The sequence below is a fragment of the Mesorhizobium sp. M0954 genome (assembly GCF_040319155.1).
GTDB lineage: Bacteria > Pseudomonadota > Alphaproteobacteria > Rhizobiales > Rhizobiaceae > Mesorhizobium.
Window position 1 is genome coordinate 18,658 of sequence record NZ_JAMYNR010000032.1, and the last position, 20,561, is coordinate 39,218.

The window sequence follows — 20,561 nt, forward strand, 5'->3', positions numbered from 1 at the left end:
GGGCCCCGCTAGATCGTCTCCGCCTTGGTGAACTTGATCTCGCTGATGCCGCGCCGTCCGCCTTCGGTGCGGATCATCTGGACGACCACCGGAATGACTTCGCGCAGGTAGTCGAGGATTTCGCCTCGTGAGAGGCCCGAGCTGCCCTGCATGACCATCAGCGCCAGCCGCTCGTAGGCGGACCGGGCGGAATTCGCATGAACGGTCGTGAGCGAACCCGGATGGCCGGTGTTGATCGCCTGGAGGAACGCGAAGGTTTCAGCGCCGCGCAACTCGCCCAACAGCAGACGGTCCGGCCGCATGCGAAGCGAGGCCTCGAGCAGTTGTTGCGCGGAGACCTTGGCAAGGCCCTGGTCGCCCTTCGAGGCTATCAGGGTGACGTTGTTGGGAGCAGGCAGCCTCAATTCGCGGGTATCTTCGATCGTGATGATCCGTTCATGGGCAGGGATCTCCTTCAAGAGCGCATTCAAAAACGTCGTCTTGCCGGTGGATGTACCGCCAGAAACGACGATCGAGACGCGGTTGCGGACCGCGTATTGCAGGAAGTCCATCGGCGACGTGTCGTGCAACATCTCGACAAGTCGCTTTTCTTCGGTTGAAAGCGCAAGGCCGCTACCCATTGCCGTGTTCTCGAATGCGCCGAGATCGTTGTAGGCAGCAAGGCTCATATCCATGATGACCTGCTTGCGAATCGAAATCGCCCCGCCTTCGGGAGCCGCGGGCGGCAAGATGCATTGGATGCGCTCACCCGAAGGCAGAGCAGCCGACAGGACCGGCTTTTCTTCGTTGATGACCTGATTTGTCGCCGAGGCGACGCCGGTCGAGATGTTACGAATCCAGCTAGGTGTGACCTCGCGCTTGACGACGTGCTCCATTTCCTTCGCGCCGAGGCGTTCGATGAACAATTCACCCGGCCTGTTGATCGCAATCTCGGAAACCGAATCTTCGTTCAAATAGGACCATATCGGTTCCAGATGAGCGCGCAGGACCGGGGCTCTCGCCCAAGGATCGGGGAGGGGATGCACGGCATTCATTTCACTGGGCTCCCATAGCCGGGATACAACTGATCCTTGGGCGTGCTGTAGAGAGGCGTCGGATCGATCGCCGTCTTCGGCCGCGCACCTGCCTTCAGGCGCGCCAGTTCTTCCTGGACGGGATCGGCGTACAAGTCCGAGAAATCGAGATCTCGCCGTACCAGCACGACAATGGATGTGCCCTGGTCGACGTAGACTGTCGGGCCAATGTTCTGCGTGTCGCGAAACGCCTCTTGCGCAAGTTGTTGCAAGGCGGTCGATGACTTGTCAAACGCGATGCTGCGCACGTCGCGCTGCGAGCCATTGCCACCATAAGTTACCGTCGTGGTCTCGCCCGTCATGGGATCAATCGTCGACACCTGGCGCTGTTGTCCATCCTGGCTGCTGTCGCCAAGCGAGGACAGATATTCAGAGACGCCGCCAACGACGGAAAGCATGATGGCGTTACCGTATCGTTCAAGCCAGTGCGTATCGACACGGCCGCCCATGCCACCGCGCCCGAGCGCGTCCGCCCCAGGCGACTTGATATCGACGGAAATGCCGTCCGAGCGGATGACCCTGTTCCAGACGATGAAAACACGCTTCTGACCGCGCGCAAGCCCCGAGCGGTACTCTCCGGTCAGGCGCGAGCCCTTCGGAATGAGGAGCCGCCTGCCGTCGAGCGAGAAGACATCCTCACGCACGACAGCGCGCACGGCACCGGGAAGGTCGGTGTTGATCGCGGTTTCCAAATAGCCACGAATGATCGTTCCTTCAGGGATCAACGCATCGGTGCGTCGGAAAACCTTGGCTTTGACGATGCTGGAAGAACTTGCCTCAGACTGCGCCAGGAATGCCTTGTTGGGATCACTGTCGGCCCCGGGAACCGGGATGATCTGACCGTCGGCCGCGATTTCGACCTGTGCCGCCTGGGCACCGGCATCCGTCGAGCCGGTTTGATCATTCGTCACCATCTGGTTCGACCGCAGGCGTTCCCACACCGCTTTTTCATGCTCGGCGGCCTCTGCCTTACGGCTAGCCTCGTCCTCAGCCGCGGCCTTGCGGCGGGCTTCTTCCGCCTCGGCCTTGCGGCGAGCTTCCTCGGCCGCCATTTGCGCCTCCAGCGCGCGCCGCTGCGCATCAAGATCCGCACCCTCCTGCACGGTCTGATCGACATTATCGGCTTGTTGCGTGCCGTTCTGGTCGGCGGCCGGTGGCGGCACCACGATCTGGTCGATCGTGCCGTCGGCAGGTTGCGGCGGTTCGTTCAACGCCGGCGGGCGGAACTCGGGCGGGTTGAAGTTTTCCTCGCCATCGCTGCGAACATCGCGCGATACCGGCTCTCGAGGCCAGTTCAGCCATATCAGCGCGCCAACCAGCACCACGCCGAGGGCGACCAGGGCGATCCTGGTACCCACGCCCGCACCGCGGCGTGCGACCGTCGGGCTGCCGTCCAGCTGGTTATAGTCGATCTGGGTCATCACCGCCCTCCGCTGGTTCCGAACACCGTGGAACCGCCTGTCAGTTTCGTTGGGCCGTAGACCTGCTCGACCGGATCGATTTCGTTGGGTCGCGCCCGGTTGTAGAGGCAGAGCGTCTTGCCATCGGCCCGCAAGGTGAATTGCCGTGCGACCTTGTCGATGACGGTGTATTTGCCCTGCGTGCGAACGTTGACCAGCGACTCCTGACGCTTGTCGTCGACAACGAAGATCGCCGGAATGTCGCCCTTGAACTCCAGAAACACCTTGGTGCCGTCGTCGAATACGGTGTGCGGCTTCAGGCTGTCGTCGCCCTTGTAGGCGTAGTCGTAATTGAGATCGGCATAATTCAGGTCCTTCAAATCCGGATCGGCGGCGCTCTCCTTGGCCTGTGAGAGCAGGCGCGCGTTGATATCCTCGTCCGGATATTTGAACCGGACCTGGAAGGATGCCCGGTCACGGCTATTGTCGGTTGCCTGCAGCAGCAAGGAATAGACGCGCCGGTTGGTGACCACGTTGACGTTGGTCCACGCATCGCGCTCCAGCGGCTTGACGAACAGAAATCGCGATCCGCGTTTGGGGATGATCGACCAGCCTTTCGTGTCGCCAGCCGACACGGTTTCGATGACTTCGGTCGGGCTAAGCTCGACCATCGTTGAAATGCCAAGAGCTGCGCGCACCGACGTCACATCGTCATTGTTGAAGGTGACATACCGAATCCGGCCGTCGCGTGCGGCCGCGCCGTGCATCGTGCCGAGCAGAAGGGTGGCCGACAGGGCGAGGCTCACGCGCCATCTCATTGCAGGCTCCCCGCGGCCGGCGCCGATTCCTGGTCGCGGCGGTAATCCGTAACCTGAAAGCCCAACGGGTTGTCGAAACGCCATTCGTTCTTGAGCGGCGTTGAGGTGTAGCGGAATTTTATGACCGCCACCCAATTGTCGGCGGTGGACGAGTTGTCCCGCCGCGTCGTCGTGGCAAAGCGCACCGAGGCTGTATTGCGATTGAGCAGGGAAACTGACTTGATCTCGACCGAGACAGTGACATTGCGGCCAAAAATCTTGTCCAGCGATTGCGGATTTGCAGGCGTGAAAAGCCATGTCAAATCCTTGGACGCGGCGTCGGTCGAATAGAGCTGTGCCAGGTCGTAATTCTGTTTCAGTTCTCGCGAATCGTAGGTTTCGCGGGCCCTGATGTAACGCACAAGATTGGCCGCCGTGACGGCCTCGTTCTGCGATAAATCTCCAGGCTTCAGCGCGCGCATGATCTCGAGGTAGCCCGTCGATTTGTCGACCTCGACAACGTACGGTTCGAACTGCCGGAGTGGCAGGATCAGCACGAGCGCCAGCAGCGACAGCACCGCAACCAGTCCCGAAATGCCGCTGACGATCCAGGCCAATGTACGCGATCGACGCATTGACCTGTGCGTGTCGTCTTCCCAAGTCGCGCCCGCCCTGTAATAGCGCTTGTCGACGAGTTCGCTGCTGCGGTCAGCAGCCGTTTCCACTGGCATTGCCACGTTACTATTGCCTCGTTTGCGCGACGCATTCTGATCCACGCCGCGATCGGTGATCGTTCTTGTGTCCTAGGCCAGAGGCCTGGAGTTATCGCGCGCACCTTGCTGGATGGCGGACCGGGTTGCGGCATCCGCCCTAGCTGCTCGCGAAGATCGAAAACTGTTTGCCGCTAGCTGCCGGGCGCCGCGAGCGGCGCGGCCTGCGACCCATCGCCCGCCGGAATAGCGCACGGCATTCCTGCCGAACGTACCATATGAGTAGCGAGCGCCCATGGTGCTGAGATACCCGCCGCCATTCAGGATCGAAGCAATCGAGGGTATCTGCATGAGAACGTAGATCCCGATGATCGTCACCAGCACCAAGGGCAGCACCAGCGACATTTTGCTGTCCATTGTCGCTCCGCCGGACGTTGCGGTGTTCAGCGCCGCATTGACGAGCGAGAAGTAGAAACCGAGAAAGCCATAGATCAGGACTTGCTGGATCATCAGAAAGGTGGTCAGCGAAAGGAAGCCTTCGCTCATCCGTGAGGACCAGCGGTAAAGCCAAAGAATGATCCATATCGGCGCCAAGGCGAGGGTGATGAACAACATCACTTTGGCGGCGATGATCGCGGCAATGGCAAGCGCTGCGAAAATGATGGCAGACAGCAGGACGAGCAGCGACAAGAGCGCGCCAAAAATGTCATAGAAGGATCCGCTATAGACCTGATTGGCGACGTCCTGCGCCCCTTGGTAGAGATTGTCGATAAGCGCTGGAATTGCCGCCTGGTCGCTAAGCTGATTGCCTGTGGCCCGCGACACGGCGCCGACGATCACCTTACCGACCTCGTCTGGAATGCTTTGCACGAGCTGATAGATCGTCGCGGAAAATGTGCCCCATCCGGTCAGCAGCAGATAGATGATCACGGCGCGGCCGAGGCGATAGGCCGCTTCGATTGCCGAAATCGACTCACGCCCACTCAGAATCGAATAGCCCCACCACACGATATAAAGGGTCAGCATCAGCGTGAAGACGTTGCCCATCGCATTGCCCAACTGCATATAGACGGTGCGAACGAAGTCCTGGCCGATGTTGTCAATGCCACCGAGGATGCTTGCGGCGAGACCGTTCATGGATCCTCGTCAATGATGCTGGCGAATGGCGTTGAATTGACCGGCTTCAGCGCGCCGCATTCGTCGGCGTGCGTATACGCCAAAGGCCCGCACGGCGCTTTCAGTTCGCGATTTGCGCATCCGAAAAGCACGGCGCTGAGCCCAATCATAAAGCATATGCGCAACACCCGCCTCGACAAGTGCTACCCTCCGCTCTTGCCAAAGTCCGCGAACGGATTGACGTTGCGCGGTGTCATCATCTTCTGCACCTGGCTCTGGCGAAGAAGATCTCCCTTCAGCTTCTCATTCAGGGCCGCGACCGCACCGTTCTGGACGCCGATCAATTCGTTGACCGCGCGCGCGTTTTCCAGCTGCATTCGTGTGTTCTGGTCCACCGAACCCTTGACGTCCTGCGACTGCCCGATCTGCCCGCTCGCTGACTGCAGAGACCGTTGGCGCTGGGTAACGCCCTGCGAAGCCTGGGAGGTCAATGCGCTTAGCAGCGAGGCCACATTGACGCTGCCGCCATAGGCGGTGTTGACGGCGCTGGTCTCCTTGCCGGCAATCTGCTGGAGCTGCTTCACCAGCTGGAGCCCATTGATGACGGCGCCGGCGATTTTCTGGATTTCGGGCGAAAGGCCGCCAAACGAAAGCGCACCGCCGTTCAGGATCGATCCGAACGACGGCGCCTGGGCAATCGACATATTGCCGCCAAGGCCCATCTGTCCGATCCCGAGCGAACCGTCACGACTGCCGCTGAGAGCCTGCAGGATCTCCTCGCTCTTTTTCAGAATGTCCTTGTTCGAATCCATGATGGAGTTGGTGTTCTCCGCATTTTTGCGGGCGACATCGAGATTGGCGCCATCAATGACCGCAATCTGTGCAAAGGCAGCGCTGGTCCAAAGCGCCATGCCGGCAGCAATCGCGAATTTCTTCATGTCAGCCTCCTATTGCTGTAGAGAATTGATCACGCTGGCAGCGCCGGCAGGATCACTGGTGATGATCATCGAGCGGCTGTCGGCCGAGCTTGCCCCCGCGTTCTCAAGTGCGCATGGTAGCCACCGGCCGCGATCGATCCTCAACCGCTCCAATTCCGCGGGATCACAAGAGAACGGGTTTGGAGAGCCGCTCTTCGGCTGTTGCACCAGCTTGGACGACTGCGATGCCTGAACATTCTGCAACGATAGAAGTTGGGCCAGCAACGCCGTAAAATCCCCCGCCTGGGCGAGGTACTGGTTGGTGACACCCGCGTTGATCCCCCGAGCGGACGAATTCAGCTCCCAGGCGTCCTTGTATTCGGTCACTTGGCCAACGTTGCCCGCCAGGGCGTCGATCGCCGCATTGTTGGCGCCGATCTGCGATGAGCTTGCATCAAGGCCGCCAGCCGCCTTTCTCACCGTGCCCATGGCGGTGTCCTGGGCCGTGCCGCCCGCGCCGTCGGCCGTTACGATCGAGAACGGTGGCGGCGCGGCGGCCGGAGCCTTGCCGCTCGACACATAGTCGTTGAAGTAGCTGTTCCAACGGCCGACGCCGCCGGCCCATTGGTTCTGCTCCCCTTCGTTCGATCCGTTGTAGAAGGAAGCGAGACAGCTGTAATTCGTCGCCCCGCATTGCTTCACGCCCATTCCGAGATATTTGACACCGCCTTCGACATTCTGCTCGTTCACGTCGCGGTCCAGTCCCATGGACTTGCCGGTGCCCTTGGTCAGCTGCATGACGCCTTTGACGCCGGTGTGGCTCCCGGCGCATGTGTCGAAGCGCGATTCCTGATAGGCGACGGAGAGCGCCAGGCCTTCTGGCACGCCGTATTTTTGCGCGTAATAGCGGATTAGCTTCACGTTGCCCGCGTCGCGCTGCAACGCTTCGGCCGGGGATCGGCGAAACATCTGTGAGCGGTATTTGTTCGAATAGGTGCAGACGACGCTTTTCTTCTTGTCGGTTTCGTCCCTCTTGGCCGCATCCGACTTCGCACTGTGCTGCTCGTCCTCTTGCCGCTTGTCGAGGTTCAAATCGTCGATGACCGCGATTTGCGCGACAGCCACGCTCATGCTTTCCGCTGTCGCTAGAGCCACGGCCAGACAAGCGCTGCTAAGCCGCTTCGTCATGCTCGTTCTCCCATCCGCAGAAGTATGGCAGCCACATCTCCGGCTCGTCGCCGAAGGTCTCCCGGAGCCGTGCGCATTCCTTGCTGTTGGCTTCGTTCGAGGACAAGACCTTGATGAGATCGGGCATCGCCGACAAATCGAGCTTGGCGACGATCGAGTCGCTGTCGTGCTTGACGAGGAAGGTGCGTGTTTCCTTCGCGGTGCGGCGCACGAACTCGAATTCCTTCGCCGTCAGCGAGAAGCGCTCCATGTAGGACTCCTTGCTCGCCTTCGGGTTGGGGAAGAAAATGTTGGTCTTCGTTTGCTCGATCAGTGACGACGAGATGGAGGAATTGACGACGTCTTCCGCTGTCTGTGTGCCGAAGCCGACAACGCCGTTCCGGCGACGAATGGTTTTCAGCGTCTCGTTGATGAAGGCGGCGAAAACCTCGTCGTCCAATAGTTTCCAGCCTTCATCGAGGAAGAGCATGATCGGCGAGCCGTCAATGACGTCCTCAAGACGGTGGAAGATGTAGAGCAAGGCCGCCGAGCGCAGCTTTCTGTCACCGAGGATCTTGGTCATGTCGAACCCGACAACGTGCTTCGAGAAATCCACCAGATCGACGGGATTGTTGAAAAGCCAGCCCTTGTCCTTCGGGTCGAGCCAAGGCTGTATCCGCGCGGCCAGATCGTTCATGTCGGGCATCAGCGAGCCCCGCAGCACTTCCGGCAGCAGGTCGAAGATCCGCTGTTCGCGCGGAATCTTGTAGATCATGTCGACGGCGGCGTTGATGACGCGCATCTCCGCCACGTCAAGCGCGCCGCCTTCCGGCGTCAGAATGTAGATGAGCAGATCTTCCAGGAAAGAACGGTTTTCTGCCGTGTCATCAAGCTGCAATGGCGCGAACCCGGTCGGCTGAGAAGGCTCCATCACCTCGTAGCGGCCGCCGAGCGCCCGAACAAAAATCTCAGCGCCGCGCATATAGTCGAAATAAACACATCGCGGCCTCGGCATGATGCGCATGGCCTGCGCCATCAGGAAGGACAGCACCACGGTCTTGCCCGAACCAGTCGGGCCGAACACCGTGAAGTGCCCGACATCGTGAACGTGGAAATTGAAGTAATAGGCCGTCTGGCTGGTCGTTTCGAGCAAAGCGATAGGGCGTTTCCAATGCAGCCGCTCACGTTGGCCGGACGGGAAATTGTGTCCTGAGAAAAGGCCGGCGAAGTTAAGCGACGAGATCAACGCACGTCGCGCGATGTAGCTGAAATTTCCCGGCAGCTGCGCCCAAAAGGCGAGTTCCGTGTTCAGTGTCTCGCGGACCGGCACGATCGACATGCGCGAAAGTTCGGCCGTAATGTCGGATAGCGCACGGTTGAGCCCAGTCATGTCCGATGCCAAGGCCATGACGCTCATGTGATGTTGTCCGAACACGACTTCGCCACCGGCCAGCTTGTCGGCGCCGTCGTGGACGGACTCCTCGACCGTCGTGCCCGCCTCGTCCGATCCCTCAACCTGGTTCGCGATGGTGTTGATCCTGCGCATCGCCGTGACACGGTCTTCGATCGCAAAACTCTGCGTCAGGACAAACTCATGCGGCAGGCGCAAGAGACCGTCCAATGAGCCCGGCGCGGTGAACGGTGGGTATTCCTTGATCGACACCATGGCGCCGAGCTTGCCAGCGTCCGGTCCGCGAAGTTCCAGCGCGGACTTGCCGAAAAACAGCTGCCGCGTCGCCAGCACATCGCCAAGGCTCATGCGCGGCAAAGGCATTTCCACATCGACGCCGCCGGCGAGGATCTTCGCCAAAAATTCCGCCGGCTCGGAAAAGAAGCTGTCGCGGCGCTTCACGACACCGAGAAGACGCGCACCATAAGCGGTAAAATCCTTGACGACGCCGTCGAGAACGTCATGCAGTTCGGCCATCGCCTCTTCGCGGGTTTCTTCGCCTGCGGTAGTGATGCGGAACGCGTTAAGTGCCTTGTCCACCCAGCCGACACGGCCGACCATCGGCCGGCGTATGACCGCCAGATACGCCTCGTTGACGAAAAGGTTTTTCGCCCCAAGCTCATCCATGTAGCGGGCGTCGAGCTCGGCCACGAAAGGATTGTCAAAATCGCCTTCGATCTCCGGCATCACGTGGCGGCGGATGATCGTAGTGTAGACCGCAAAGCGAGACGTCGAGAGATTGCGAAACGTGGTGTTGCGGTTGAACAGGCGGCTGTTCAACTCGGCCTGGTCCATCGTCTGGAAGGGCAGGCCACTGAGCTGGATGACGCCGACCAGAAAGCCGCTCTTCGTCACGATCAGGTTGTCATCGACATGGCGAAGGTAGGGGACGTGCATCGCCGCGGGCTTTTCACGCCGGCGCTCACGGCCAAATTTCAGGTCGGCATCGAGGCTCATGGCGAATAGCTCCTCGCCCCCCAGAAAGTAAGGTTCGCCACCGCTCCGCGCTTGGAGACGCGCCGCTCGAAAATGTGGAACATGTAGGGGTCAAGCTGGCACAGATATGCACTCACCAGATGCACCACGCCGAACACGCCAAGGCCGAGCATGAAGCTGCTGGTGGCAATAAAGCCGATCACCGCCAGAATGCCGTTCAGCGCGAAAACCTCGTAGCGCACCCCCCATTTCATCGGGGGGCGTGTCAGTGGCAGACTGACCGGCTCGACATAGACCTCGTCGTCGTCCATGCGTCAGCTGCCTCCCGCGGTCGCGCGAACAGCATCCACCAGCTGCGCGGCGCCGAAGATCAGAGCGATGCCGATGATGATGGAGAAAGCCATCATCCACGCCAGCCGGCCCGTCATGGCGAGGAAGCCAAGAAAACAAACGGCGATGATGGCGAATGACCGCGCTATGTTGCCCTGCAGGACTCCGACGAACCACTCCAGCACATTTTCGACTGGTGCCGCCGACTGGGCGTACGCAGTGGCTGGCGCGAGAGCTATTCCGACCGCCGAGGCCAAGGCCAGTTTCAGGGCAAATATGCCCGCTTTCCTGTATTCCACCCTTGGCTCCTTTCAGTTGCCGAAATCCATGACATGACCATCCTGCCAAGCGTCCTCGCTTGCTGGCGGAGCGGCCGCGAGCATTTCGGATTTGGTCAGGGCGGACTTCTTCACGACACCGCCGAACTTCCAGCGGTTCAGTATTTTCGCGATGTATTCCGCCGTCTCCGGATTCACCGGAATGCCCTGCGCCTTGTAGACGCTGTTGGGCCCCGCGTTGTAGGCCGCCAGCATCAGCAGCGGATCTTGGAACTCGTCATAGAGTGACTTCAGATAGCGGAGGCCAGCCCGGACATTTGCCTCTGTATCGCAACGGTCGCTTACGCCGAGATCGGCCGCCGTGCCCGGCATCAGCTGCATGATCCCCAGGGCTCCGGCCTTCGAGGGACCCTGGCTGGCGCCGAGATCGCTTTCGGCCCATGCAATTGCCTCGGCCAGATCGGCGTCGAACCCTTCCTCTTGCGCGATTGAACGCACAAGTTGGGAGACCTCGGCACGATTTACGGTCTTGCACTCCCCCGGCCTTTGCGCCCCGACTCCGGAAAGGGCTTGCGCCGGTGTTGCGAAGGCGATTGCTACGCGGTCTGATGCCAGGTCCCGGCCGTGCGCATTGAACGGCATCGTGGCGCCCCAGAGGGTGAGCAGAAGAGCGAATCGAGTGTTCATACTGTCGCCAAAATTTAACACTTTACTATGGCTACACGCAGCCATAGTAAAGTGTCAACACGATATGCATTGCAAGGACGGATTTCGATGAAACAGACGGCCCTTTGCACGGTTTTGCTGCTCCAGGGCACCGTGGCTTATGCAGCCGGCGCCGACGCCCCGAGTGCCTTCGCGCAGCCATCGAAGCACTACCTGCTTCAGTTCGCGAAGCCGGGCGAGAAGGTGTTCGTCTATGAACGCTACGATGCAAAAGGCGCGCTCTTTCAGCGCGATGCGGCGACCCTCATCTCGCCGGTCAAGGTGCCGTCGGCGACCGAGCGCGTCATCAACGGCGTGACGTACCGGCTGCGCGGCCTTGCGGCCTGCCCCAAACCGAAGATTGCGTACAAGACGCAGCAATGGGACTGCACGAAGGCCGCGCAGGACTATGAAGAGGTAATCTACAACGATCGTGCGTCTGTCGTGCTTTGCAAAACACTTGTGCTGCAGAGCAGGAAGGGTGAACCCGACGCTGTGTCGTGCTTCTCGCTCGTGGGTGCGGGCAACGCAAACGACCCGTACAACGTCGCCTACGACGATGACGAAATGGTTTTTTTCGACATGGCGGCAATCAGACGCAACAAGGACGGCAAATCGCTGCGCCCCGATCTCGAGCATTCCGCCGACCTCGGTGGACAGTTTCAGAAATGAAACAGGCGAGCTTCGCAGTGCTGGCGGCATTTGGTTTGTGCGCATCGGCACAGGCCCAGGATGCATCCGAGTCTGCCGTGCCAACGCCCTTAGCGGTATCGAAATCGGCTCAACTGCTGACCGGTGATACCTGGCGTGACGGAGATCACCTTTTCCGCCTCTATGGCGTCCAGTCATGTCTTCGAGGCACATCAGCTGAAGAGCCAAATGGAAACAAAATCGATTGCGGGAACACCTCGCTGGCGCACCTTGCAGCCCTATTCGATAGCGCGGCGGTTACATGCCAGCCAATCGGCTACGCCTTGGATAAGGCGGTTTTTGTCGTGTGCGGTGCGCAGCTGAATGGCGAAACAATCGACGTTGGCACAGCGCTCATAGCGACCGGATACGCGTTTGCCGCAACGACAGCAAAGGGCAAAGCCGTCAATGAGAACTACCTCGTCGCGGAAATCAACGCTAAGATGAAACGTGCAGGTTTGTGGGGCACGACGTTTGAGCATCCTGTGCAACTGCTGCTGAGCCAAGTATCGAAGAGACAACAATGAAGCATGACGATGAAGCGCACAGATATTACTATCCAGTGGAAGGTCGCACCGACGGCGCCATTGGCGATGCTATCGCTCTCATCGCGATCATCTTGGTGCCGGCAGGCCTCTATGCGGCCTGGAATACCGTGGCCTCATGGATTTCCGCGCTTTTCTCTTAGGACTGCAGTTTCGTGAAAGAATCGAGCAACGCGCGCAAATCGTCGACATCAATCTCGCACCAGCCATGGGCCGTCAGCCGTTGGAAGTAGGCAGCCTTCATTTTCATTTCTGCGATAGTGATTACCGGGGCAATCGCAGCACGCCTTCGCAGTGCGGCCTCCTCCGCCATGACCGCGTCCAGCCTCTGACCCACCAAGATCGCGTCCGTACCCTCGGCCTCCATCGCTCGCTTGCCGAGACGTTCAAGCTCTGCAATGCTCCGACGATGTTCCGCAATCAGTTTCGCGACGCCTTCAGCCGCTACCACCTGTCCGTTGCTACAGACCAATTGAATAGACATCGACCGGCTCCACGTAACTGACTTGGGGAGGCGAGAAAATAGGGATGGGTTCATCCCTCTGCTTCTCGGGCTCCCGAAGCCCTGGCTTCCCCTGCCTTTCGCTCATGCGAGCACACTCCGCCCTGCCATCAGACAAAACGTTTCAGATTCTATGCCGAAATTGCCTATCCCGAATTTGACCTTGGCGCCTTGACTGGCCTCTCTCCCGGCCGGCCAAAATCGAGTTGACAAAACCGTTGATTGAGGACGAAGGCACGATAAAATACGAAGCCTAGCGAAATGGAACGAAACTAGAGCCCGTAAGTCATTGTTTACGAACGGAAAGTTATTTCTCCCTCCGCCGAGAGACGGGAGTGATTTCAAAGAATTATTCAAACGACTGGCGGCGGCGGGTGCGGGTCGGCCGTTAGGCAAAGACGGGTTTCCTGCAGGCCCATGGACGCCCGAGCTTCTTGCAGAGGCGATTTCACAGATTGATTCCAATCAGGTTGGGGTCGATCTGCGAACGGTGCAGCTTTGGTTTCAGGAGAACGAGAAGGGGATTAGCACTACCAACATTCGTTGGCTGGCGAGGATTTTTGGATGCGATGATCCGATCGCAACTAGCGAATGGCAGATGGAGCTTAGTGCGGCGCAATCGCGCTTATCGGCCAAGAGACGAGAATGGAAGAGAGCCGGAAGCAGCGTTGCACAGGAGACTCCAGATACGGCACTGACTGGGACTTTCGATGACAAGACAGACTCGCCGGCAGAGCTGACACGGGATACTGACGCCAAGGGGCCGAGGCGGCGTTTTAGTTTGGCGAGGAAATCGGAGGCGTTTTTTAGTTACGGATCTCCCCTGAATTTACCGGCGTCGGTGTTTGCCGGCATGACCGCCCTCGGCTTTTTGTCGTACATCATTGGTATCCACAACGTCACCTACGAGCGAGCGGACGGGCTCGTTAAGCAGGTTGGATTTCTTTGGGCCGCAAATTGGACACTCGACTTTATGGTGTTTTTACCGCTGTTTTTCTTCTTCGTTATAGAGTTGCTGGTCTTCTGGAAAAGTGAGGGGCGCAGAAAGCTTGCAGTGCAGGGCGATCAGGTGGAAAGCGACGACGCCTGGTTGCACAACGTTGACGCTTCCTCGTACACCTATTGGTCGGTTTTTTTGATTTGCTTGCTGTTCGCGGGTCTTTTTCAATGGATCGGCGTGTCCCTGATCCCGTTGATGAAGGGCGGTGGCAACTATGCTGTGGATTGGGGAAAAATAGCTCTTGTGCGTCCTGAGGTCATATCTGTCCCAGAAACAATCGTTTTTACGGGGATCGCTTACCTATACATGTGCCTGGTGTTTTATCTTTTCTTCGCAGGTCTCATTTTGGTCTATACGGTTGTTCATGATCTTTGGAGAATTGGAGACAGATTGAAGAAGCTCTCGTATGTTGATCATCAGCAAGAGCTCAATGAAGCCGGCCTCACAGTGATGCGTGGGGTTTTTCGGTGTACTGTTTTGGGGGTTCTGGTCGCCATATGGATGAAGGTCCAAAGCTCTTATCTGGCGTCCAGTGGTGAGAATATTGTGGCGTGGTTGGTCGGCGATATGTCTTCGATGTTCCAAGGTCGCGATCATGTGAGCACCGGGTTCCGCTATCGTATGCCGACGCATTACAGCAGCCTTCTTATCGTTATTTCGACCTGTTTTGTATTTCTGTATGGCTCCATCCGATTAGGTGTCGGAGGTCGATTTGATGCGGCTTTGTGGAAGATGTCGGCGGTCGTGGCGTTACTTGTTGTCAGCTATTTGTTGATCGACGCGTTTGCCGGCTTTTCGACCCTGCTGGCCATTTCAGTGCTAGTCGCACTATACGGCCTGTTCGATCCAGGGTTGGGGCGATGGCGAGGGAGTAAGTTAGGAAACAATCAGAGTGTATCATAGTTGGCTTGATGGTTGGGACGAACGCCGGGCCCTTCGCGGTGAGGAAGGGAAGAAACCAACGGATTTCGTCCTTGACGCGGAACGCGCCTTTCCAGGTGCGAAGAAGATGACAAGTATCGAGGAATTCTGTGCCCTTGCGGACCAAGCCGTAGTTGATCCAGCCTTTTTCGATGAGCCGAGTGTGAGTGATCAGGGTTTTGAAAGGCTAGATGGGTGGCTCAAATTTCCATCGGACATTTCTACTGATATCGAACAAAACAATGTCGTCTCAGCGAAAATCACAGAAAGCGGGGCGTTCGATCAGGCGATGGTGATTTTTCACCATTGGAATGCAAGCGCCCGGAATCGTCAGATTGCCAACTTTTTCTCGCAGCGTGGCATCACGGTTGTCGAGATTGCTATGCCTTATCACTTAGAACGCAGCCGTCCCGGCTCCGTGCACGCCGATTATATGCTTAGCCCTAATCTCGGTCGAACGATCCAATCTGTAAGGCAGGCAGTGTTGGATGGGCGAAAACTCATACGATGGTTGAAGAGCGAAGGCTATCGAGAGATTTCGGTTCTCGGTATGAGCTTAGGCTCGTGGGTTGCGGGGCTGGTCGCGGCGCACGACTCGGCTGTGTCAAAAGCCTCGCTGTTTCTGACGGCGGGGAGTCTAGCGGATATGGTTTGGACGGGTCGCGCGACACGACTGATACGTGATGGCATTGAGCCTGAGATTGAGCTGACCGATCTCAGAAGGGCCTGGGGTCCGCTTAACTTGGAGAATTACGCACTTTGTTTGGCACGGCCTGATCTCGATCTTCACGTTGTGTTGGCTAAGAGAGACAAAGTGGTGTTGCCAAAACTATCGGAGAGGTTCATGCGGAGGCTGAAGGATGCCGGTGCTAGGCCAAGTATTTTGGAGTTAAACTGTGGTCACTATTCGCTCGCCATGCCGCCTTACATTTTGTGGGCCGGTTTGAGCTTGAAGCGGTTTCTGTCGTGTGCTGACAAGTCGGCCCGGCGAGCGTGAGTGTGGCGTTGGCCGGTCAGTTCACCAGAAAATTCTCTGTTAGGCGTGCCTGCGCGTCCGGCTGCAGCCAATAACACGTAGATCAGGTTGGTGGGACCTTATCCCAAAATAGGAACGTCCGTGGATCAAGCTTCAACGCCTTGGCGATCGCGGCAATCGTGTCCACGCTGATGTTGCCGCTCGCGCGCTCCAGTTTCATGAATGTCGCCTCCGCCACGCCGATCAGCTTCGCCATCTCATAGCGGAGCATATTGCGTCGTTGCCGCTCCATGTCGATGATGTGTGCAAGGCGCTTGCGGATAGCCGTTTCGTCCAGCTGATGCGCCCATTCGGGGAGTTTTTTCCCGCCGGAGAGCAGTTCTGCGACAGACACTTGCAGGCCGTTTGCCATGATCTGCAGCGTCGTCAATGTGACATTATTTTTCTGCCGAACGGTCTGGATGTAAGTTCGGTAAGCGAGCCCTTCGCCTTCAGGGGTGCGGAACAGCTCGGCCATGTGCATATGGGATAGGCCACGCTTGGCTCTCTCCCGCTCCAGCACGGTCGCAATGTTGACGCGCAAGGGGTTGTCGACCGCGCCCGCATCGTCTCGTTTCATAAATCGATGTAATCGCACAAACCTGCCTTCTTGATTTGTCCTTTTTCGCGCGAGTGATCCATAGTAAAGTGTCAAAATCGCAACGAGGAAAAGGCTATGACCATGCTGAAACATTTCTTGGTGAGTGCCGCCGCCGTCGCGGGCGCCGCGGCTCTCCCATCCCAATCACAGGCATCGGAATGGGGCTGTCAGGTGCTCCTCTGTCTGTCCGGTGATTGGCAGGGCACTCCTTCTTGCCACCCGCCAATCTACAAGTTGATTGCGGCGATGGAAGCCCCGGGTTTTAACTGGCCGACCTGTCCGCAAGCCAACTCCAGCGCCGCGAAATTTGAGAAGTATGAGGATTGTCCGCTTGGCTGGCAAGCAGTTGGTGCCAACTCCGACCGGCCCGGAATGGGGCAAGAACGGAACATCTGCCGCATCAGCTCCGACAGACTCACGTTACCCGTCGTTCTCAAAAACAGCGGCCTCGGCGGACGTGATGGAGACGGATCACGACAGGTCCAAATCGAAATCGAAGGTAAGGTGGTGACGGCAACAATCCAGACAAGTGGCAACGACAAAGGGCATTCCCTGGCTAATGGCCCAACCTACTACACCATCGCTCGACCGATGCGCGGAGAGCCCTGGTTCATCGAGTATGACGACGCGAACGGCATGCGCCAGAAAAGCTGGTTCAATCTCAACATGCCATAAGCCAAGCCATCACGCAGGACGAGGACTGTGAGGACCACAATTCAGGGAGGTTTGTAGTGTTCAAGGCGCTTCTCCTGTCCACTATGATTATGAACACAGGCGCAGTGTTGACGGCGGCTGGTCAGAGCGACAGGCCGCGATCAAGCGTGGACAATCCGATGTGGCCCGCTTCACTGAAATGGGACTGCAAGACCGCTGCCAAAATCGTGTGTGAGCGTGATGGCAGTTGCTCGGTGGCTGAGGGCCACACCGGATTTGTGCTGAACTACGGCAGCAACGAAGCTGAGTTCCCGGCCAGCAATGTCAGGATCAAACGCCACTATCAACAGACTGTGCAGGCAAGCCCTTTGCAGCAGGAAGTTAAAGTCGAACTGGCCGACAACCGGGTTCTATGGCTGACGGCCGTGGATGCCAGCCGCACGTATTCGGAAGCGTGGGTCGGCGCACTGAGCGAGTTGAAGGGTGGCGCGGTACTGATGGAATCCGAGGGAGTCTATTGCATGCCGCACAAGTGAGTGCGCCGAGAGGGCAGGCGAGCAAAGGGCGATATGGTCTGACCGGGGCGCCGGACCTCGGCGTTACAGAAGCGTTCAGAGTGTTCCGTCCAGGTTTATCGGGCGATGAGGTGATAGTAAGTAATATAGATCCGTCACATCGAGACTTAGAGTGGGAGCGACTGTCACAACAATTGATATAGATCCTCCAGGTAACTGTCAAAGACGCTGAGACGCGAGCCGTGCATACTTAGAATAACTGAGAAATATTTACTTTTTACTAATGAAAGTCGCATAATCTATCTTATGGAACTTCGATTTCGTTAAACTGAAGCACTACACAAATCTGAACGACGTGCCGTGATATGGTGCGTGATGGCCCGCGGCTGGGCGCAATCCCGAAGCTGTGCGCGAAAATCTCGTGGCGCCAACGATGCTGTCTATGGAATCGCGTCAAATCACCAGTACATACATCGGCTATTTGAGGTTCGCCTCAAGCTTTTCATCCCCAAAAGAATTGCCTCCCAGGTGCGGCTCGATAACCGAAGCTTGGCGATCCTATTCCACATCCGAGATACCTCCTCAGAACATGATCGATAATAGTGTTGCAGGCGCGCCACCGCAATTGCTTACCGCGATCACCTCCGAGAGCGCTCCGAGGATTGCTCATCCCGACGACGTACGTGGCGAGGATCGACCCGCCTGCGCCAATTCGGACGAGCGTGTATCCGGCGCAATCCTGAATCGATCGTGAGCTGAAGCTGCTGGAGGGAGCCCTTCCAACTCGTCACTGACCCCAGACCGATCCTGGCAGCGCGTTGAGCGGGATTTTCAGATAACGCAGGCCATTTTCCTCGACCTGAGGCAGCTCTCCTCCGCGAATGTTGACCTGGAGGGCATGCAACATGAGCCTTGGCATCGGCAATGCCCTGTCTCGCGCCTCTCGAAGCCTGATGAACGCACTCCGAGATTGACCGGCGACGTGCTGGTTTTTCTCTTTCTGCTCCGCCACCGAACTCTCCCAGAGAGCCCGGCGCCCTCCCGGCCTGTAGTCGTGACCGGTAAAGAGACGGGTCTCGCCGGGTAAGCTCAAAATGTCCTGGATCGACTTCCATAGGTCAGCTGCGCTGCCGCCTGGAAAATCGGCGCGGGCGGAGCCGCTATCGGGCATGAAAAGCGTGTCGTGAATGAACGCCGCGTTGCCGATGACATACGTGATCGACGCCAATGTGTGCCCTGGCGAGTGTATGACGCGGGCTTCCAGCTCGCCAATCTTGAAGATCTCGCCGTCGCCAAACAGCCGATCCCATTGTGAGCCGTCGCATGCGAGATCCGGCCAATTATAGATCTCCTGCCAGATCTGCTGCACTTCCTTCACGCGCTCGCCGATCGCTATCGGCACTCCGGTTTTTGCCTTGAGATAACCCGCGGCCGAAAAGTGATCGGCATGCGGATGGGTGTCCAGGATCCACTCGAGCTTCAAATTGTGGCTGTTGATGTACTCGAGGATCGCGTCCGCATTTGTCGTTGCCGTCGAGCCAGACGTTTCGTCGAAATCGAGCACCGGGTCGACAATGGCGCATCTTCGCGAACTCGGGCACGCAACGACATATTGGATGCTGCCCGTCCGTGCATCGTAGAAGCCGACGACTTCAGGCTGCTGCATGGGCGATGCCCTCGACTGCGGCTCGCGGGAAAAAGATCGCCCGGCCAGGGTCGAGGTCGTAGTCACGCTCGAAGTCCGTTGCATCGGACGCAATCTGCGCCACGGCATCGAGTATGAACTGCACCTTCTCGTCCGGCAGCAGAACGCCGAAATTCAGCCGGGTGAATCCCGGCTTTTTCATTTCGTCGCCGGAGAGAATGGCTTGCCTGATTTCCTCGGACTGTTCGTCGTCGATCGATAGTAGTCTGTGCACATACGGGCCGGCACAGGCGCAGCCACCGCGCGCCTGGATCCCGAACCGGTCGCTTAGCATGCGCGTGATCAGCTGCTGATGGACGTAGCCGCCCTTTCCGTTTTCGACCCTAAAGGAAAAGATCGGAAGCCGCTCAGGATCCGACAGGCCGAGGAGCTCCAGCCGCGGCACGTCTTTCCATGCGCGAAAGGCACGGCGCGCCAGCTCGCTATTGCGCGCTGTCATCGCGTCGAGTCCGATCGCATCTTTGACGATGAAGGCCAGCGCGGCTCGTATGTCGCCGATCACGTTCGGCGTGCCGGCTTCCTCGCGGGATTCCAGGCTGTCGCTGTAATCGTGTGTCTTCGGGGAGACAAACTTCACCGTCCCGCCACCTGGCCACGACGGCGTTTTCGTCGAAGATACGTCGCGTCGAACGATCAAGATGCCGGAAGCGCCGGGGCCTCCGAGGAACTTGTGAGGCGAAACAACTATAGCGTCGATCTCGGCATTAGGGGCGGGCGACATGGAAATCGGCAGGTAAGGACCTGCGCTCGCATAGTCCCAGATCATCTTTGCGCCGGCGGCCTTCACGATCACGGTGATGGCCGCGACATCGCTGGTGATGCCCGAGACGTTCGAGACCGCGGACATCGAGCATATCGTCAGATCTGACGACCCCTCGCCAAACGCGTCCTTGAGCTGAGATAGGTCCGGCCCGCCAGACGGATCCTCGGCGATTTCCACGATTTCTGCTCCGCTCTCGCGCCAGGGCAGAATGTTGGAGTGATGCTCATAGGGACCGATAATGATCCGAGCGCGCTTGCCCGCTGCCACGGCTTCGGCGACGCCGAATAGCTTGACGAGGCGGTTGATCCCCGACGTAGCGCCGGAGCCGGTGAAGATCACAGCATGCCGTTCGGTGGCCCCGCAGAATTGACCGACCAGGGCGCGCGCTTCCCGACGCATGCGGGTCATGAAGCCTCCGCAATACGAGGCTTCCGTGTGGCTGTTGGCGTAGTACGGCAGGACCTCCTCAAGCACAAAGCGCTCGATCTGACGGAGTGCGCGGCCTGACGCGACATAGTCGGCGTACACCAGGTCCTTTTGCCCGTATGGACCCACGATTTTCGCCGTCGATCCCACAAGCCCATCCCGGAGGTCGGCGGTCACGTCAGCCTTTTTCTTTAGCCCCTGGCGGAACTTTGACAGAGGGGTCTCGGTCTGCCCTGTCGTCGGGCGAGCTGCTTGCACGGTCATTCTCCCCGGCTCGGATATTGACTCGGATTGTAGCCTGCTCCACGGTCGAAAAAATTCACCTATTTTCTGCAATTTCTTGCA

At 58.4% G+C, this 20,561-nt stretch carries 22 protein-coding genes; 7 read left to right on the plus strand and 15 right to left on the minus strand.

What is annotated here, in order from left to right; translation table 11 throughout:
* Positions 1 to 8 precede the first annotated feature (8 nt).
* The 11 genes from virB11 to NKH93_RS28795 all read right to left on the minus strand — a co-directional run bounded on the left by virB11 (position 9) and on the right by NKH93_RS28795 (position 10,816).
* Complete coding sequence (gene virB11, locus NKH93_RS28745; RefSeq protein WP_502896512.1) at positions 9 to 1,034, minus strand: P-type DNA transfer ATPase VirB11; 1,026 nt, start codon at positions 1,032 to 1,034, stop codon at positions 9 to 11.
* Positions 1,031 to 2,494 carry a type IV secretion system protein VirB10 gene (gene virB10 / locus NKH93_RS28750; protein ID WP_352973991.1) on the minus strand — a complete coding sequence of 488 codons (1,464 nt, stop codon included), beginning with the start codon at positions 2,492 to 2,494 and terminating at the stop codon, positions 1,031 to 1,033. Before virB10 ends, virB11 begins: the two co-directional genes overlap by 4 nt.
* Entirely contained in the window at positions 2,494 to 3,291 is a 798-nt protein-coding gene (locus tag NKH93_RS28755) for a TrbG/VirB9 family P-type conjugative transfer protein (protein WP_352973993.1), read from the minus strand. The genes virB10 and NKH93_RS28755 overlap by 1 nt, the downstream gene beginning before the upstream one ends.
* A complete protein-coding gene (locus tag NKH93_RS28760; RefSeq protein WP_352760634.1) occupies positions 3,288 to 4,001 on the minus strand; it encodes a VirB8 family type IV secretion system protein in 714 nt (237 codons plus the stop codon). Before NKH93_RS28760 ends, NKH93_RS28755 begins: the two co-directional genes overlap by 4 nt.
* Before the next feature lie 72 nt (positions 4,002 to 4,073).
* The gene (locus NKH93_RS28765; RefSeq protein ID WP_352973996.1) at positions 4,074 to 5,117 is read right to left on the minus strand and encodes a TrbL/VirB6 family protein; all 1,044 of its coding nucleotides are present in this window, start codon (positions 5,115 to 5,117) and stop codon (positions 4,074 to 4,076) included.
* Positions 5,118 to 5,299: 182 nt separating this feature from the next.
* Positions 5,300 to 6,034 carry a type IV secretion system protein gene (locus NKH93_RS28770; protein WP_352817800.1) on the minus strand — a complete coding sequence of 245 codons (735 nt, stop codon included), beginning with the start codon at positions 6,032 to 6,034 and terminating at the stop codon, positions 5,300 to 5,302.
* Positions 6,035 to 6,043: 9 nt separating this feature from the next.
* Entirely contained in the window at positions 6,044 to 7,201 is a 1,158-nt protein-coding gene (locus NKH93_RS28775) for a transglycosylase SLT domain-containing protein (RefSeq protein ID WP_352974001.1), read from the minus strand.
* On the minus strand, positions 7,185 to 9,587 hold the full coding sequence (locus NKH93_RS28780; protein WP_352974004.1) for a VirB4 family type IV secretion/conjugal transfer ATPase: 2,403 nt from the start codon (positions 9,585 to 9,587) through the stop codon (positions 7,185 to 7,187). Before NKH93_RS28780 ends, NKH93_RS28775 begins: the two co-directional genes overlap by 17 nt.
* Positions 9,584 to 9,877 (minus strand): VirB3 family type IV secretion system protein, encoded by a 294-nt coding sequence (locus tag NKH93_RS28785; RefSeq protein WP_352974008.1) that lies wholly within the window; start codon positions 9,875 to 9,877, stop codon positions 9,584 to 9,586. The genes NKH93_RS28780 and NKH93_RS28785 overlap by 4 nt, the downstream gene beginning before the upstream one ends.
* A gap of 3 nt (positions 9,878 to 9,880) precedes the next feature.
* Positions 9,881 to 10,153 (minus strand): TrbC/VirB2 family type IV secretion system protein, encoded by a 273-nt coding sequence (locus tag NKH93_RS28790; RefSeq protein ID WP_023796406.1) that lies wholly within the window; start codon positions 10,151 to 10,153, stop codon positions 9,881 to 9,883.
* A 54-nt stretch (positions 10,154 to 10,207) separates the two neighbouring features.
* Entirely contained in the window at positions 10,208 to 10,816 is a 609-nt protein-coding gene (locus NKH93_RS28795; RefSeq protein ID WP_352974011.1) for a lytic transglycosylase domain-containing protein, read from the minus strand.
* Between the two features lie 132 nt (positions 10,817 to 10,948).
* Between NKH93_RS28795 and NKH93_RS28800 the strand changes: the two genes are divergently transcribed.
* From NKH93_RS28800 to NKH93_RS28810, 3 genes are read left to right on the plus strand one after another with little or no spacing between them, the layout of a single operon-like run.
* The gene (locus tag NKH93_RS28800; RefSeq protein ID WP_352974015.1) at positions 10,949 to 11,551 is read left to right on the plus strand and encodes a hypothetical protein; all 603 of its coding nucleotides are present in this window, start codon (positions 10,949 to 10,951) and stop codon (positions 11,549 to 11,551) included.
* The gene (locus NKH93_RS28805) at positions 11,548 to 12,096 is read left to right on the plus strand and encodes a thermonuclease family protein (protein WP_352974017.1); all 549 of its coding nucleotides are present in this window, start codon (positions 11,548 to 11,550) and stop codon (positions 12,094 to 12,096) included. Before NKH93_RS28800 ends, NKH93_RS28805 begins: the two co-directional genes overlap by 4 nt.
* The gene (locus NKH93_RS28810) at positions 12,093 to 12,257 is read left to right on the plus strand and encodes a hypothetical protein (protein ID WP_224615604.1); all 165 of its coding nucleotides are present in this window, start codon (positions 12,093 to 12,095) and stop codon (positions 12,255 to 12,257) included. Before NKH93_RS28805 ends, NKH93_RS28810 begins: the two co-directional genes overlap by 4 nt.
* Here NKH93_RS28810 and NKH93_RS28815 read toward each other — a convergent pair.
* Positions 12,254 to 12,598 (minus strand): hypothetical protein, encoded by a 345-nt coding sequence (locus tag NKH93_RS28815; protein WP_352594310.1) that lies wholly within the window; start codon positions 12,596 to 12,598, stop codon positions 12,254 to 12,256. The genes NKH93_RS28810 and NKH93_RS28815 overlap by 4 nt on opposite strands.
* A gap of 307 nt (positions 12,599 to 12,905) precedes the next feature.
* Between NKH93_RS28815 and NKH93_RS28820 the strand changes: the two genes are divergently transcribed.
* Both NKH93_RS28820 and NKH93_RS28825 read left to right on the plus strand, forming a co-directional pair.
* Positions 12,906 to 14,519 (plus strand): RcgA family putative transporter, encoded by a 1,614-nt coding sequence (locus NKH93_RS28820; protein ID WP_352855467.1) that lies wholly within the window; start codon positions 12,906 to 12,908, stop codon positions 14,517 to 14,519.
* Positions 14,509 to 15,534 (plus strand): RcgR family putative quorum lactone hydrolase, encoded by a 1,026-nt coding sequence (locus tag NKH93_RS28825; RefSeq protein WP_352974021.1) that lies wholly within the window; start codon positions 14,509 to 14,511, stop codon positions 15,532 to 15,534. Before NKH93_RS28820 ends, NKH93_RS28825 begins: the two co-directional genes overlap by 11 nt.
* 82 nt (positions 15,535 to 15,616) lie before the next feature.
* On the opposite strand, the gene NKH93_RS28830 is transcribed toward NKH93_RS28825, so the two are convergent.
* The gene (locus tag NKH93_RS28830) at positions 15,617 to 16,132 is read right to left on the minus strand and encodes a helix-turn-helix domain-containing protein (protein ID WP_352594307.1); all 516 of its coding nucleotides are present in this window, start codon (positions 16,130 to 16,132) and stop codon (positions 15,617 to 15,619) included.
* A gap of 96 nt (positions 16,133 to 16,228) precedes the next feature.
* On the opposite strand from NKH93_RS28830, the gene NKH93_RS28835 reads away from it, so the two are divergent.
* Both NKH93_RS28835 and NKH93_RS28840 read left to right on the plus strand, forming a co-directional pair.
* A complete protein-coding gene (locus NKH93_RS28835) occupies positions 16,229 to 16,828 on the plus strand; it encodes a hypothetical protein (RefSeq protein ID WP_352974026.1) in 600 nt (199 codons plus the stop codon).
* A 56-nt stretch (positions 16,829 to 16,884) separates the two neighbouring features.
* Positions 16,885 to 17,343: a hypothetical protein gene (locus NKH93_RS28840; protein ID WP_352526851.1), complete on the plus strand. Its 459-nt coding sequence runs from the start codon at positions 16,885 to 16,887 to the stop codon at positions 17,341 to 17,343.
* Between the two features lie 766 nt (positions 17,344 to 18,109).
* On the opposite strand, the gene NKH93_RS28845 is transcribed toward NKH93_RS28840, so the two are convergent.
* Positions 18,110 to 18,988, minus strand: a complete 879-nt coding sequence (locus NKH93_RS28845) for an MBL fold metallo-hydrolase (protein ID WP_352974029.1) — start codon at positions 18,986 to 18,988, stop codon at positions 18,110 to 18,112.
* A complete protein-coding gene (locus tag NKH93_RS28850) occupies positions 18,975 to 20,480 on the minus strand; it encodes an aminotransferase class V-fold PLP-dependent enzyme (protein WP_352974031.1) in 1,506 nt (501 codons plus the stop codon). The genes NKH93_RS28845 and NKH93_RS28850 overlap by 14 nt, the downstream gene beginning before the upstream one ends.
* Positions 20,481 to 20,561 lie beyond the last annotated feature (81 nt).